Annotated in this window: 11 protein-coding genes; 8 read left to right on the top strand and 3 right to left on the bottom strand. The window is 61.4% G+C overall.

Annotated elements, in window-relative coordinates:
- Positions 1 to 86: 86 nt before the first annotated feature.
- The 8 genes from ACP7EW_RS11115 to ACP7EW_RS11080 all read left to right on the top strand — a co-directional run bounded on the left by ACP7EW_RS11115 (position 87) and on the right by ACP7EW_RS11080 (position 10,928).
- Positions 87 to 1,544: a gamma-aminobutyraldehyde dehydrogenase gene (locus ACP7EW_RS11115; RefSeq protein WP_426217031.1), complete on the top strand. Its 1,458-nt coding sequence runs from the start codon at positions 87 to 89 to the stop codon at positions 1,542 to 1,544.
- A 72-nt stretch (positions 1,545 to 1,616) separates the two neighbouring features.
- On the top strand, positions 1,617 to 2,768 hold the full coding sequence (ydcS, locus tag ACP7EW_RS11110) for a putative ABC transporter substrate-binding protein YdcS (RefSeq protein ID WP_426217029.1): 1,152 nt from the start codon (positions 1,617 to 1,619) through the stop codon (positions 2,766 to 2,768).
- A gap of 175 nt (positions 2,769 to 2,943) precedes the next feature.
- Positions 2,944 to 3,978 carry an ABC transporter ATP-binding protein gene (locus tag ACP7EW_RS11105; protein WP_426217027.1) on the top strand — a complete coding sequence of 345 codons (1,035 nt, stop codon included), beginning with the start codon at positions 2,944 to 2,946 and terminating at the stop codon, positions 3,976 to 3,978.
- Between the two features lies 1 nt (position 3,979).
- Complete coding sequence (locus tag ACP7EW_RS11100; RefSeq protein ID WP_016977918.1) at positions 3,980 to 4,909, top strand: ABC transporter permease; 930 nt, start codon at positions 3,980 to 3,982, stop codon at positions 4,907 to 4,909.
- Positions 4,899 to 5,708: an ABC transporter permease gene (locus tag ACP7EW_RS11095; protein ID WP_012722540.1), complete on the top strand. Its 810-nt coding sequence runs from the start codon at positions 4,899 to 4,901 to the stop codon at positions 5,706 to 5,708. The genes ACP7EW_RS11100 and ACP7EW_RS11095 overlap by 11 nt, the downstream gene beginning before the upstream one ends.
- Positions 5,709 to 5,729: 21 nt before the next feature.
- Positions 5,730 to 7,154: a gamma-aminobutyraldehyde dehydrogenase gene (locus ACP7EW_RS11090; RefSeq protein WP_038849307.1), complete on the top strand. Its 1,425-nt coding sequence runs from the start codon at positions 5,730 to 5,732 to the stop codon at positions 7,152 to 7,154.
- Between the two features lie 63 nt (positions 7,155 to 7,217).
- On the top strand, positions 7,218 to 9,080 hold the full coding sequence (locus ACP7EW_RS11085; protein ID WP_426217024.1) for an NAD(P)-binding protein: 1,863 nt from the start codon (positions 7,218 to 7,220) through the stop codon (positions 9,078 to 9,080).
- A 222-nt stretch (positions 9,081 to 9,302) separates the two neighbouring features.
- Positions 9,303 to 10,928: a glucan biosynthesis protein D gene (locus ACP7EW_RS11080; RefSeq protein WP_033899943.1), complete on the top strand. Its 1,626-nt coding sequence runs from the start codon at positions 9,303 to 9,305 to the stop codon at positions 10,926 to 10,928.
- A 44-nt stretch (positions 10,929 to 10,972) separates the two neighbouring features.
- Here ACP7EW_RS11080 and ACP7EW_RS11075 read toward each other — a convergent pair whose 3' ends face one another.
- The 3 genes from ACP7EW_RS11075 to ACP7EW_RS11065 form a co-directional block, all read right to left on the bottom strand.
- Positions 10,973 to 11,158: a hypothetical protein gene (locus ACP7EW_RS11075; protein WP_133074470.1), complete on the bottom strand. Its 186-nt coding sequence runs from the start codon at positions 11,156 to 11,158 to the stop codon at positions 10,973 to 10,975.
- 263 nt (positions 11,159 to 11,421) lie between these two features.
- Entirely contained in the window at positions 11,422 to 12,528 is a 1,107-nt protein-coding gene (locus tag ACP7EW_RS11070; RefSeq protein WP_033899937.1) for an NADH:flavin oxidoreductase/NADH oxidase, read from the bottom strand.
- Between the two features lie 127 nt (positions 12,529 to 12,655).
- Positions 12,656 to 14,557 (bottom strand): potassium transporter Kup, encoded by a 1,902-nt coding sequence (locus tag ACP7EW_RS11065; protein ID WP_033899936.1) that lies wholly within the window; start codon positions 14,555 to 14,557, stop codon positions 12,656 to 12,658.
- Positions 14,558 to 14,840: the final 283 nt, after the last annotated feature.

Below are 14,840 nucleotides of genomic sequence, written 5' to 3'. Positions count from 1 at the left end.
CTCTAGTCTCTGTTCATCCCATAAGAGAAGGTCAGGCGCCTTGTAAGAGAACGCCCATGGCCACACAAGAAAAGAGATCGCGAAAAATGTCCGGCGCGTCCACCCCGCTGCTCACTGCGTTGCTGATCGACGGCGAACTGGTCCAGGGCCAGGGGTTTGCCGAGCCGATCCTCAACCCGGCCACCGGTGAAGTGCTCACCCAGATCGCCGAAGCCAGCACCGAGCAGGTCGAAACCGCGATCCTCGCCGCCCACCGCGCCTTTGCCGGCTGGTCGCGCACCACGCCGCAGCAGCGTTCGAACATCCTGCTCGGCATCGCCGACGCCATCGAAAAACAAGCTGACTACCTGGCCCGCCTCGAATCCCTGAACTGCGGCAAGCCGTTGCACTTGGCCCGCCAGGATGACTTGAGTGCCACCATCGATGTATTCCGCTTCTTTGCCGGGGCCGTGCGTTGCCAGACCGGGCAGTTGAGCGGTGAATACCTGCCCGGTTACACCAGCATGGTGCGTCGCGATCCGATTGGCGTAGTGGCCTCGATTGCCCCGTGGAACTACCCGTTGATGATGGCCGCGTGGAAGATCGCCCCGGCCCTGGCTGCCGGTAATACTTTGGTGTTCAAACCGTCGGAACACACGCCGCTGTCGATCCTGGCCCTGGCGCCCGTGCTTAAAGAGCTGCTGCCACGTGGCGTGATCAACATTCTGTGTGGCGGCGGCGAAGGCGTCGGCAGTCACTTGGTCAGTCACCCCAAGGTGCGCATGGTCTCGCTGACCGGCGATATCGTCACCGGGCAGAAAATCCTGCAAGCCGCCTCCAAAACCCTCAAACGCACACACCTGGAATTGGGCGGCAAGGCGCCGGTGATCGTGTGCAACGACGCCGACTTGCAAGCTGTGGTCGAGGGCGTGCGCGCCTACGGCTATTACAACGCCGGCCAGGACTGCACCGCCGCGTGCCGCATCTACGCCCAGGCCGGGATCCACGACAAACTGGTGGCTGAGCTGGGCGCGGCGGTCAGCAGCCTGCGTTTTGCCGGCAAGCGCGATGCCGACAATGAGCTCGGCCCGCTGATCAGCACGCGTCAGCGCGACCGCGTCGCCAGTTTTGTCGAACGCGCCCTCGGCCAGCCGCATATCGAACGCATCACCGGCGCCGCTGTGCATTCCGGCGCGGGCTTCTATTACCAGCCGACCTTGCTCGCCGGCTGTAAACAGAACGATGAAATCGTGCAGCGCGAGGTGTTCGGCCCGGTGGTCACCGTGACGCGCTTCGACGAGCTGGAACAGGCGGTGGACTGGGCCAACGACTCCGAATACGGCCTGGCCTCCTCGGTGTGGACCCAGAACCTGGACAAGGCCATGCAGGTGGCGGCGCGCCTGCAATACGGCTGCACCTGGATCAACAGCCATTTCATGCTGGTCAGCGAAATGCCCCACGGCGGCTTGAAGCGCTCGGGTTATGGGAAGGATCTGTCCAGCGATTCGCTGCAGGACTACAGCGTGGTGCGCCACATCATGGCTCGCCACGGCCAGCATCTTTAAAACAACAACTAAGCTGTTGCGTTACCGGCTTCAAACACTGCCCCGACCATAATTAAAGAAGAGGGAACCCCCATGTCTGCGCACAAGACCGCACTGCTCAGTGCCCTGACCACTGCACTGCTGGCCAGCGCCAGCCTCCAGGCCGCCGAACCGCTCAAAGCCGTAGGCGCCGGTGAAGGCCAGTTGGATATCGTCGCCTGGCCCGGTTACATCGAACGTGGCGAAAGCGACAAGGCCTACGACTGGGTCAGCGGTTTCGAGAAGGAAACCGGCTGCAAGGTCAACGTGAAAACCGCCGCCACCTCTGACGAAATGGTCAGCCTGATGGCCAAGGGCGGGTATGACCTGGTCACCGCGTCGGGCGATGCGTCGCTGCGGCTGATCGTCGGCAAACGTGTGCAGCCGATCAACACCTCGCTGATCCCCAACTGGAAGAACATTGACCCGCGCCTGAAAGATGCGCCGTGGTACGTAGTCGGCCAGCAAACCTATGGCACCCCGTACCAGTGGGGCCCGAACGTGTTGATGTACAACACCAACGTGTTCAAGACCGCGCCCACCAGCTGGAATGTGCTGTTCGAGGCGCAAAACCTGCCGGACGGCAAGCCGAACAAAGGTCGCGTGCAGGCGTATGACGGCCCGATCTACATCGCCGACGCGGCGCTGTACCTCAAGTCGACCCAGCCGGAACTGGGCATCCAGAACCCCTATGAACTGACTGAAACCCAGTACAAGGCCGTGCTCGAATTGCTGCGCGCGCAACAGCCGCTGATCCACCGCTACTGGCACGACACCACCGTGCAAATGAGTGACTTCAAGAATGAAGGCGTAGTGGCCTCCAGCGCCTGGCCGTATCAGGTCAACGGTCTGCAGAACGAGAAACAGCCGATTGCCTCGACCATTCCAAAGGAAGGCGCCACCGGCTGGGCCGACACCACCATGTTGCACGCCGAGGCCAAGCACCCGAACTGCGCCTACAAGTGGATGGATTGGTCGCTGCAGCCGAAGGTCCAGGGCGACGTTGCCGCCTGGTTCGGTTCGCTGCCGGCGGTGCCTGCGGCGTGCAAGGAAAGCGAATTGCTCGGCGCCGAAGGCTGCAAGACCAACGGTTTCGACCAGTTCGACAAGATCGCCTTCTGGAAAACCCCGCAGGCTGAAGGCGGCAAGTTCGTGCCGTACAGCCGCTGGACCCAGGATTACATCGCGATCATGGGCGGCCGCTAAGGGTCCCTGCAGAGACTGCTTCTTGTGGTGAGCAGGCTTGCCCTGCGCGGGGCAAGCCCGCTCACCACAAAGGCCCGATTTTCACCGTTTCAGCGCAGCACCCATGCATCCTCGTTTTTTCAGAAGTCCAGGCCGGGCCGCTGCGACGACCCGCGCCTTTTTGGAGCACCGCACCATGACGCTTGCAGTCCAATTCACCCACGTTTCCCGTCAGTTCGGCGAAGTGAAAGCCGTTGACCGGGTTTCCATCGACATCCAGGACGGCGAGTTCTTTTCCATGCTCGGCCCTTCCGGCTCGGGCAAGACCACCTGCCTGCGCTTGATCGCCGGGTTTGAGCAGCCGAGCGCAGGCTCGATCCGTATCCATGGCGAGGAAGCCGCCGGCTTGCCGCCCTATCAGCGCGATGTGAACACCGTGTTCCAGGATTACGCGCTGTTCCCCCATATGAATGTGCGCGACAACGTGGCCTACGGCCTCAAGGTCAAGGGCGTGGGCAAGGCGGAACGCCTGAACCGTGCCGAAGAGGCGCTGGCCATGGTCGCCCTCGGCGGCTACGGCGACCGCAAGCCGGTGCAACTCTCCGGCGGCCAGCGCCAGCGTGTGGCCCTGGCCCGCGCCCTGGTCAATCGTCCACGGGTGCTGCTGCTGGACGAACCCCTGGGCGCCCTCGACCTCAAGCTGCGCGAACAGATGCAAAGCGAGCTGAAAAAGCTGCAACGCCAGTTGGGCATCACCTTTATCTTCGTGACCCACGACCAGACCGAAGCGCTGTCGATGTCCGATCGCGTCGCCGTGTTCAATAAAGGCCGCATCGAGCAGGTCGACACCCCGCGCAACCTCTATATGAAACCGGCCACGTCGTTTGTCGCTGAGTTTGTCGGCACCTCCAACGTGATTCGTGGCGAGCTGGCCCAGCGCCTCAGCGGCACTGCACAACCCTTCTCGATCCGCCCGGAACATGTGCGCTTTGCCGAAGGCCCGTTGGGCGCTGGCGAAGTGGAAATCAGCGGTCTGCTCCACGATATCCAATACCAGGGCAGCGCCACTCGCTATGAACTGAAACTGGAAAACGGCCAGGCGCTGAACATCAGCCAGGCCAACAACCAATGGCTGGACATCAGCAGCGGCCATCAGGTCGGCCAGTCCATCACCGCTCGCTGGGCCCGTGAAGCCATGGTGCCGCTGACCGACATCGCAGGCGAGGTGTGACATGAGCCTGGCCCTTTCCCAACCGCCGATGCGCAGGTTTTCCAACCTGCTGTACCGCAAGCCCAACCTCTACCTGGCGATGCTGCTGGTGCCGCCGCTGATCTGGTTCGGCGCGATCTACCTTGGTTCGCTGCTGACCCTGCTCTGGCAAGGTTTCTATACGTTTGATGACTTCACCATGGCGGTCACCCCGGACCTGACCCTGGCCAACTTCGCCGCGCTGTTCCAGCCGTCGAACTTCGACATCATCGTGCGCACCCTGAGCATGGCGATTGTGGTGTCGATCGCAAGTGCCGTCGTCGCCTTCCCGATCGCCTACTACATGGCGCGCTACACCACGGGCAAGACCAAGGCGTTCTTCTACATTGCGGTGATGATGCCGATGTGGGCCAGCTACATCGTCAAGGCGTATGCCTGGACCTTGCTGCTGGCCAAGGGCGGCGTGGCGCAATGGTTCGTGCAGCACTTGGGTTTGGAGCCGGTGTTGCAGTTCGTGCTGGGCATTCCCGGCGTGGGCGGCAGCACCTTGAGCACCTCGCACCTGGGGCGCTTCATGGTGTTTGTCTACATCTGGCTGCCGTTCATGATTCTGCCGATCCAGGCGTCCCTGGAACGTTTGCCGCCCTCATTGCTGCAAGCGTCGGCGGATTTGGGCGCCAAGCCGCGCCAGACGTTCATGCAGGTGATCCTGCCGCTGTCGATTCCGGGGATTGCCGCCGGTTCCATCTTCACCTTCTCGCTGACCCTGGGCGACTTCATCGTGCCGCAGCTGGTAGGCCCGCCGGGTTACTTCGTCGGCGGCATGGTCTACGCCCAGCAAGGCGCCATCGGCAACATGCCCATGGCGGCGGCGTTCACTCTGGTGCCGATCGTGCTGATCGCGGTTTACCTGTCCATCGTCAAACGCCTGGGGGCCTTCGATGCACTCTGAAAAATCTTCCATGGGTCTGAAGATCGCAGCTTGGGGTGGACTGGTTTTTCTCCATTTCCCGATCCTGATCATCTTCCTCTACGCCTTCAACACAGAAGAAGCGGCGTTCAGCTTCCCGCCACAGGGCTTCACGTTGAAGTGGTTCAGCGTGGCCTTCGCCCGGCCGGACGTGCTGGAAGCGATCAAGCTGTCGTTGCAGATTGCGGCCATCGCTACCCTGATCGCCATGGTGCTCGGCACCCTGGCCTCGGCGGCGCTGTATCGCCGTGAGTTCTTTGGCAAGCAAGGCGTGTCGTTGATGCTGATCCTGCCGATTGCGCTGCCGGGGATCATCACCGGTATCGCGTTGCTGGCGACGTTCAAGACGCTGGGCATCGAGCCGGGGATGTTCACCATCATTGTCGGCCACGCGACCTTCTGCGTGGTGATCGTCTACAACAATGTCATCGCCCGCTTGCGCCGCACCTCCCACAGCCTGATCGAAGCCTCGATGGACCTGGGCGCGGACGGCTGGCAGACCTTCCGCTACATCATCATGCCCAACCTGGGCTCGGCGCTGCTGGCCGGCGGCATGCTCGCCTTTGCGCTGTCGTTCGACGAAATCATCGTCACCACCTTCACCGCCGGCCACGAACGCACCTTGCCGTTGTGGCTGCTCAACCAACTGAGCCGCCCACGGGATGTGCCGGTGACCAACGTGGTCGCGATGTTGGTGATGCTGGTAACGATGTTCCCGATTCTCGGTGCCTACTACCTGACGCGCGGCGGTGAAAGCGTGGCCGGTAGTGGCGGTAAATAATTGTTTGAAGAGGACATGGCGATGCAAACCAAACTGCTGATCAATGGCCAACTGGTCGAGGGCGAAGGCCCGGCCCAGGCGGTATTCAACCCGGCGCTCGGCCGCGTGCTGGTGGAAATCAACGAAGCCAGCGAAGCCCAGGTCGACGCCGCCGTGCGCGCAGCCGATGCGGCTTTCGAAAGCTGGTCGCAAACCGCGCCCAAGGACCGTTCGCTGCTGCTGCTGAAACTGGCGGACGTCATCGAAGCCCATGGCGAAGAGCTGGCCAAGCTGGAGTCAGACAACTGCGGCAAGCCCTACAGCGCCGCCCTGAACGATGAAATTCCAGCGATTGCCGACGTATTCCGCTTCTTTGCCGGCGCCAGCCGTTGCATGAGCGGCTCGGCCGGCGGCGAATACCTGCCTGGCCATACCTCGATGATCCGCCGCGACCCGGTGGGGGTGATTGCGTCCATCGCGCCGTGGAACTACCCACTGATGATGGTCGCCTGGAAAATCGCCCCGGCCCTCGCCGCCGGTAATACCGTGGTGCTCAAGCCGTCGGAGCAAACCCCGTTGACCGCCCTGCGCATGGTCGAACTGGCCGCTGAAATCTTCCCGGCCGGTGTGCTCAACCTGGTGTTCGGCCGTGGGCCAACCGTCGGTAGCCCGCTGGTGAACCACCCGAAAGTGCGCATGGTGTCGTTGACCGGTTCCATCGCCACCGGCGCAAACATCATCTCCAGCACCGCCGACAGCGTGAAGCGCATGCACATGGAGTTGGGTGGCAAGGCGCCCGTGATCATCTTCAACGACGCGGACATCGACGCCGCCGTGGAAGGTATTCGTACTTTTGGCTTCTACAACGCCGGCCAGGATTGCACGGCGGCCTGCCGGATTTATGCGCAGGCGGATATCTACGATGCGTTTGTCGAGAAGCTCGGTGCGGCGGTCGCCAGTATCCAGTACGGCTTGCAGGATGACCCGGCCACCGAGCTGGGCCCATTGATTACCGCGCAGCATCGCGACCGTGTCGCCGGGTTTGTCGAACGCGCCGTGGCGCAGTCGCACATTCGCCTGGTCACCGGCGGCAAGGCCGTGGAAGGCAATGGTTTCTTCTTTGAACCGACGGTATTGGCCGACGCACAGCAGGACGACGAAATCGTGCGCCGAGAGGTGTTCGGGCCGGTGGTCTCGGTAACCAAGTTCACCGATGAAGCACAGGTACTGGGCTGGGCCAATGATTCGGACTACGGCCTGGCGTCATCCGTGTGGACCGCCGATGTAGGACGCGCCCACCGCTTGGCCGCACGCCTGCAGTACGGCTGCACCTGGGTGAACACCCACTTCATGCTCGTCAGCGAAATGCCCCACGGCGGCCAGAAACTGTCCGGGTATGGCAAGGACATGTCCATGTACGGGCTGGAGGACTACACCACCGTGCGCCATGTGATGTTCAAGCACTGACGATTTAACCCGGCATCCTCCCTGGATGCCGGGAACCTATAACAATAATTTTCAGGATCCCCCATGGATATCACCCGCCGCGACTTCCTCAACGGCGTCGCTGTCACCATTGCCGCCGGCATGACCCCGCTGCAAATCCTGCAAGCCGCTCCCGACGGTCGCTATTACCCACCTGCCCTTACCGGCCTGCGCGGCAGCCATGCCGGCTCGTTCGAAGTGGCGCACCAGATGGGCTGGGAAAAGAAGGTGTTCGACACCGACGCACTGCCGATCACCGAGGACTATGACCTGGTGGTCGTGGGCGGCGGCTTGAGTGGTTTGTCGGCGGCGTGGTTTTACCGCGAGAAGCACCCCAAGGCGAAGATCCTGATCCTGGAAAACCACGACGACTTCGGTGGCCACGCCAAGCGCAATGAATTCCAGGCCGGTGGCCGCATGATCATCGGCTACGGCGGCAGCGAGGCGTTCCAGTCGCCCAACCACCTGTACAGCAAGGAAGTGAACGGGTTGTTGAAAAAGCTCGGGGTGAATATCAAGCGCTTCGAAACCGCCTTCGACCGCCAGTTCTACCCAGGCCTTGGGCTTTCGCGCGGGGTGTTCTTCGACAAGGAAAACTTCGGCGAAGACAAACTGGTGACCGGCGACCCGACGCCGATGGTGGCCGACGATATTGCACCGGACCAGTTGAATGCCCGCGCCATCCGCGACTTCATCAATGACTTCCCCTTGCCAGCGGCCGACCGCCAGGCCTTGATCGAACTGCACACCGCGCCCAAGGATTACCTGCCGGGCAAGACGGCCGAAGAAAAGGCCGACACCCTGGCCACCACCAGCTACCGCGATTTCCTGCTCAAGAACGTAGGATTGTCGGAAGGCGCAGTGAAGTACTTCCAGAGTCGCACCAATGATTTCATGGCGTTGAGCATCGATGCCGTCGCTGCTGCTGACGCTTATAGCGTGGGTTTCCCAGGCTTTGCCGGGATGAACCTGGCGCCGATCAGCGAAGAAGCGGCAGCGGAAATGGAAGAGCCCTACATCTACCACTTCCCAGATGGCAATGCCTCGGTCGCGCGGTTGCTGGTGCGCAGCCTGATTCCGGGCGTGGCGCCAGGGCACACCATGGACGATATCGTGCTGGCGGCGTTTGACTACGCTAAGCTCGACCAGCCCAAGGCGGCCGTGCGCTTGCGCTTGAACAGTACGGCGGTCAGCGTGCGTAACGTCGGCAACAGCGTGCATATCGGCTACAGCCGTGGCGGACAACTTGCACAGGTGCGCGGCAAACGCTGCATCCTGGCCTGCTACAACATGATGATTCCGTATCTGCTGAAAGACCTGCCCGCAACCCAAGCCCAAGCCCTGAGCCAGAACGTGAAGTACCCGCTGGTGTACACCAAGGTGGTGATCCGCAATTGGCAGTCGTTCGAGAAGTTGGGCGTGCATGAAATCTACGCGGCGACCCAGCCCTACAGCCGCATCAAGCTGGATTACCCGGTGAGCACGGGCGGCTACGACCACCCGCGCGACCCGACGCAGCCGATCGGCTTGCACATGGTCTACGTCCCCACCAGCCCCAACAGCGGTATGAACGCCCGCGACCAGGCCCGCGCCGGACGGGGCAAGCTCTATGGACAGACGTTCGAGCAGCTGGAAGCGCAGTTGCGTGACCAGTTGCAACGCATGCTCGGGCCGGGTGGGTTCAACCATGAGACCGACATTCTGGCGATCACTGTCAACCGCTGGTCACACGGTTATGCGAGTTTCTCCAACAGCTTGTTCGACGATGCGGACCAGAGCGAAGCATGGATGAACCTGGCGAAAAAGCCGGTGGGGCATGTGAGCATCGCCAACTCGGACGCGGCGTGGAGTGCGTATGCCCATGCGGCGATTGATGAGGCTTACCGGGCAGTCGGCGAAGTGAGCTGAGGACTTGTAGTGAGCGGGCTGCCTGACAATTGGAAATGTCTTGTCGCACTTGCAACGCCATCACCCCGCCATCAATCAATTTTCCTACGTCATCGAACCGCTTAAGCTATCCGGCGTCTGTTTAATGTCCGTTGCGTTTGGTCGAAGGCATGTCCGAACCGTAATTTCTGATCCGCTACGTGCCAGGAACGGCGCGGGATTTGCTCACGACAGGTTGTCTCTATGCACCGCAGGAATTTGCTCAAAGCGTCCATGGCCATTGCGGCTTACACCGGTTTGTCGGCCAGCGGCCTGCTCGCCGCCCAGGCCTGGGCCGGGAACCGTGCCGCCGATGGCAAGGCCGTGGCGTTCGATTTCGACTCGCTCAAGGCCCAGGCCAAACAACTGGCCGGGACCGCTTACAAGGACACCAAACAGGTGCTGCCGCCGACGCTGGCGACCATGACCCCGCAGAATTTCAACGCCATCGGCTACGACGGCAACCATTCACTGTGGAAGGAGTTGAACGGCCAATTGGACGTGCAGTTCTTCCACGTCGGCATGGGCTTCAAGACGCCAGTGCGCATGCACAGTGTCGACCCCAAGACCCGCGAAGCGCGCGAAGTGCATTTCCGCCCGTCGCTGTTCAACTATGAAAAGACCACGGTCGACACCAAGCAACTGACCGGCGACCTGGGTTTCTCGGGTTTCAAGCTGTTCAAGGCGCCGGAACTGGACCGCCATGATGTGCTGTCGTTTCTCGGCGCCAGCTACTTCCGCGCGGTGGACAACACCGGGCAGTACGGTCTTTCGGCCCGTGGCCTGGCCATCGACACCTACGCGAAAAAGCGCGAGGAATTCCCCGACTTCACGCAGTTCTGGTTTGAAACCCCGGACAAAAACGCCACCCGCTTTGTGGTCTACGCCCTGCTCGACTCCCCGAGCGCCACGGGTGCCTACCGTTTCGATATCGACTGCCAGGCCAACCAGGTGGTGATGGCAATCGACGCACACATCAATGCACGTACCACCATCGAACAACTGGGCATCGCACCGATGACCAGCATGTTCAGCTGCGGCACCCACGAACGGCGCATGTGCGACACCATCCACCCGCAGATCCACGATTCGGATCGCCTGGCCATGTGGCGTGGCAACGGCGAGTGGATCTGCCGCCCGCTGAACAACCCGGCCAAGCTGCAATTCAACGCCTTTGCCGACAAAGACCCGAAAGGCTTCGGCCTGGTGCAGACCGACCATGAGTTCGCCAGCTATCAGGACACCGTGGACTGGTACAGCAAGCGCCCAAGCCTGTGGGTCGAACCGACCACTGCGTGGGGCGAAGGCTCCATCGACCTGCTGGAAATTCCTACCACCGGCGAGACCCTGGATAACATCGTGGCCTTCTGGACCCCGAAAAAACCCGTGGCAGCCGGCGACTCGCTCAACTATGGCTACAAGCTGTATTGGAGCGCCCTGCCACCGGTGAGCACGCCGCTGGCGCAAGTCGACGCGACCCGTTCAGGCATGGGTGGCTTTACCGAGGGTTGGGCACCGGGCGAGCACTACCCACCCGTGTGGGCGCGCCGTTTTGCCGTGGACTTCAAGGGCGGCGGCCTGGATCGCCTGCCACCAGGCACCGGAATCGAGCCGGTGGTGACCTGCTCCCATGGCGAAGTGAAAGATTTCAGCGTACTCGTGCTGGATAACATCAAGGGCTACCGCATCCTGTTTGACTGGTACCCGACCAGCGACAGCGTGGAGCCGGTGGAACTGCGCCTGTTCATTCGCACCCAGGACCGCACCTTGAGTGAAACCTGGTTGTACCAGTACTTCCCGCCGGCTCCGGACCAGCGTAAGTACACCTGATTGACCGCGTTCCCACGCGTGCGTGGGAACGTTCCCCCTGCGGATCAGAACCGCGACACACTCTTCATCGCCCCAATCAAATAGCGCATCGCCACCTGATCGTTTTCGGTCAGGGCGCGATATTGCGCCAGCAGTTCAGCTTCATCCGAACTCAGCCTTCGGCCACGCAAAGACACCCTGCGGGCCAGAAATGACGCCACCACACCCGCTACACCATAGGAACTGGCCATGGACTGCTTCTCCTGATATCCATCAAATACTCCCGTTGCCCATAACTGCCTCCCATGAAGCGCAATGCCTCAGTGAGCAAACCGACTGACTTCCTGGGCCAGAAATCAGACTTACCCTAAGCGTAGAAACCTTCTTGCCGAGCGTGCGACTTTTTTAGAGTAATCACTTAAATATTTTCTTCGGTAACAAATACCTACAGTCATTTCCCACTGTGCAGTCGTAAAAAAACCCACCGGATCAGGGTGGGTTCTGGTGCGACGGTCTAATCCCTCAAGTCAGACTCATGGATCGGCTGATCCCGGTGCGTAGCTCGCTGGTACTGCGCCGGCCAGATAGCCTTGCGTCCGCCCAGGTCATCGTCGGCATGCAGCGGCCAGTACGGATCACGCAACAGTTCTCGGGCCAGGAAGATGATATCGGCCTGGCAGGTACGCAGGATGTGCTCGGCCTGGGCCGGCTCGGTGATCATGCCAACGGTGCCGGTGGCCATGCCCGACTCTTTGCGCACGCGCTCGGCGAAGCGGGTCTGGTAACCGGGGCCGGTGGGGATCTCGGCGTTGGCGGCGGTGCCACCGGAGGAGACGTCGATCAGGTCTACCCCCAAGTCCTTCAGGCGACGCGCCAGCTCCACGGTTTCATCGGGGTTCCAGCCGTCTTCCACCCAATCGGTGGCCGACACCCGCACAAACAGCGGCAGCTCCTGGGGCCAGACTTCACGCACGGCCTGGGTCACTTGCAGCACCAGGCGGATGCGGTTTTCGAACGAGCCGCCGTACTGGTCCTGACGCTGGTTGCTGATAGGAGAGAGAAATTGATGCAACAGGTAACCATGGGCCGCGTGGATTTCCACCACTTCGAAGCCTGCGGTCAACGCGCGCTTGGCGGCGGCGACAAAATCGGCGATCACTTGCTGAATCTGGCCCTCGTCCAATGGCTTGGGCTGGGTGTGCTGAGGGTCGAAGGCAATCGGCGATGGCCCTACCGGCGTCCAGCCGCCATCCTCCGGTTTGACGCTGCCGTGCTTGCCGATCCAAGGCCGATGAGTGCTGGCCTTGCGCCCGGCATGGGCCAGCTGAATGCCGGCCACCGCGCCTTGGGCCGCAATGAAACGTGTGATGCGTTGCAGCGGTTCGATTTGTGCGTCATTCCACAAGCCCAGGTCCTGGGCGGTGATGCGGCCATCGGCAGTCACGGCGGTGGCTTCAGTGAAAATCAACCCGGCGCCGCCGACGGCACGGCTGCCGAGGTGTACCAGGTGCCAGTCATTAGCCAGGCCATCGACGCTTGAGTATTGGCACATGGGCGACACGGCGATGCGGTTGAGCAGGGTCAATTGACGGAGGGTATAAGGTTCGAGCAGCTGACTCATGGCGCACCTCTTCTGGGTTCTGTGGGCACTATTCAAACAGTGCTTAGAGCCTAGTCGACAACGCTGGATTGCACAGGGTTCAGAACGAAAAGCGGGAGCCGATTGCCGGCCCCCGTGTTGCAACAGCTTACATTTCGACCTGGGTGCCCAGCTCGATCACCCGGTTTACCGGGAGTTTGAAGAAGCGCAGGTTGCCGTTGGCGTTCTTCAACATAAAGGCGAACAAGGCTTCGCGCCAACGGGCCATACCCTTGATCCGCGAAGCGATGACCGTTTCGCGGCTGAGGAAGTAGGTGGTGCGCATCGGGCTGAAGTCCAGGTCATCCAGGTGGCACAATTTCAGCGCCTCCGGCACGTCCGGCTCATCGGTGAAACCGAAGTGCAGGATCACGCGGAAGAAACCTTCGCCGTAGGCATCCACCTCGAAACGCCGAGCGGCCGGCACGCGCGGAATATCCTCGTAGACCACCGTCAGCAGCACCACTTGTTCATGCAACACCTGGTTGTGCAGCAGGTTGTGCAACAGCGCGTGGGGCACGGCATCCGGGCGCGCGGTGAGGAACACGGCGGTGCCCTGCACGCGATGAGGCGGCTGCACGCGGATACTGCTGATGAAGATCGGCAGCGGCAGGCCGCCTTCGTCGAGGCGTTCCACCAGCAACTGCTTGCCGCGCTTCCAGGTAGTCATCAACACGAACAGCACGATGCCCGCCAGTACCGGGAAGGCGCCGCCCTGGATGATCTTCGGCACGTTGGCGGCGAAGTACAGGCCGTCCACCAACAGGCAGCAGACCAGGACCGGAACGGCCAGGATCGGCGGCCATTTCCACAGCAACAGCATCACTGCCGACACCAGAATAGTGGTCATCAACATGGTGCCAGTCACCGCCACGCCGTAGGCCGATGCCAAAGCGTTGGACGATTCGAAGCCCAGCACCAGCAGGATTACGCCCACCATCAGCGACCAGTTCACCGCGCCGATGTAGATCTGGCCCTGCTCGGCGCTCGAAGTGTGCTGAATGTGCATGCGCGGGATGTAACCCAACTGGATCGCCTGGCGCGTCAACGAGAACGCACCGGAAATCACCGCCTGGGAGGCAATCACCGTGGCCAGTGTGGACAACACCACCAGCGGGATCAGCGCCCAGCTCGGCGCCAACAGGTAAAACGGGTTGCGCGCGGCTTCCGGGTCACCGAGCAGCATGGCGCCCTGGCCGAAATAATTGAGCACCAGCGCCGGCAGCACTAGCATGAACCAGGCGCGAGCGATGGGTTTACGGCCGAAGTGGCCCATGTCGGCATACAGCGCTTCGGCGCCGGTCAGTGCCAGCACCACCGCGCCCAGGATGGCCACGCCAATGCCAGGATGCGCCTCGAAGAAGCGCACCGCCCACATCGGGTTCATCGCACTGAGTACTTCAGGGTGCAGGGTGATGCCATACACACCGAGGCCCCCCAGCACCAGGAACCAGGTCACCATCACTGGCCCGAAGAGCTTGCCGATGTGGTCGGTACCATGTTTCTGGATCAGGAACAGCGCCACCAGCACCACCAAGGCGATGGGCACGACCCATTTTTCCAGGCCGTCGAAGGCCAGTTCCAGGCCTTCAACCGCAGACAACACGGAAATCGCCGGGGTGATCATGCTGTCGCCGTAGAACAGTGCCGCGCCGCACAGGCCACACACCACCAGGAAACTGCGCAACTTCTTGCGCTCCCCCGCCGCCCGTCGTGCCAGTGCCGTGAGCGCCATGATGCCGCCCTCGCCCTGGTTATCGGCGCGCAGCACGAACAGCATGTACTTGATCGACACCACCCAGATCAGCGACCAGAAGATCAGCGCCAGGATCCCCAGCACGCCGTCATGATTTACTTGAACCCCATAACCGCCGTTGAACACCTCTTTAAGGGTGTAGAGCGGGCTGGTCCCGATATCGCCGTAAACCACCCCGACCGCCGCCACCAGCATGCCAATCGGCTTGGCGTTTGACTGCTCGGCACCTGCTGCCTGATTACTCGCGTGACCCATCAACCACTCCTGCCCTTTGACCTGCGGTCTTTTATTAACAACGCGTCTAAGCTGACCCTAGCATGCGCTGTTTTACTTCTCGTAACAGACGTTTTGTTGACCTTAGGACTTTACCTACGCGCAACGGCGCGAAGCATAGCGCAGCACTCGTCGTATTTCCCTGCTCAAGTGATTCGGGTTAGGTTTTCTGATGCCATTAAAAGAGATCAGGGCATTTTGGCGCCTATTTGCCTGCATTGATCACATCACGGCTGGCCGTATATTTTCTCCCGGCTCAATGTTG

Origin of the sequence: Pseudomonas sp. DWRC2-2 (genome assembly GCF_049897885.1) — a bacterium.
Taxonomy (GTDB): domain Bacteria; phylum Pseudomonadota; class Gammaproteobacteria; order Pseudomonadales; family Pseudomonadaceae; genus Aquipseudomonas; species Aquipseudomonas azotoformans_A.
The sequence above is the reverse complement of the archived record's forward strand: the minus strand, read 5'-3'. Positions and strand labels throughout refer to the sequence as shown.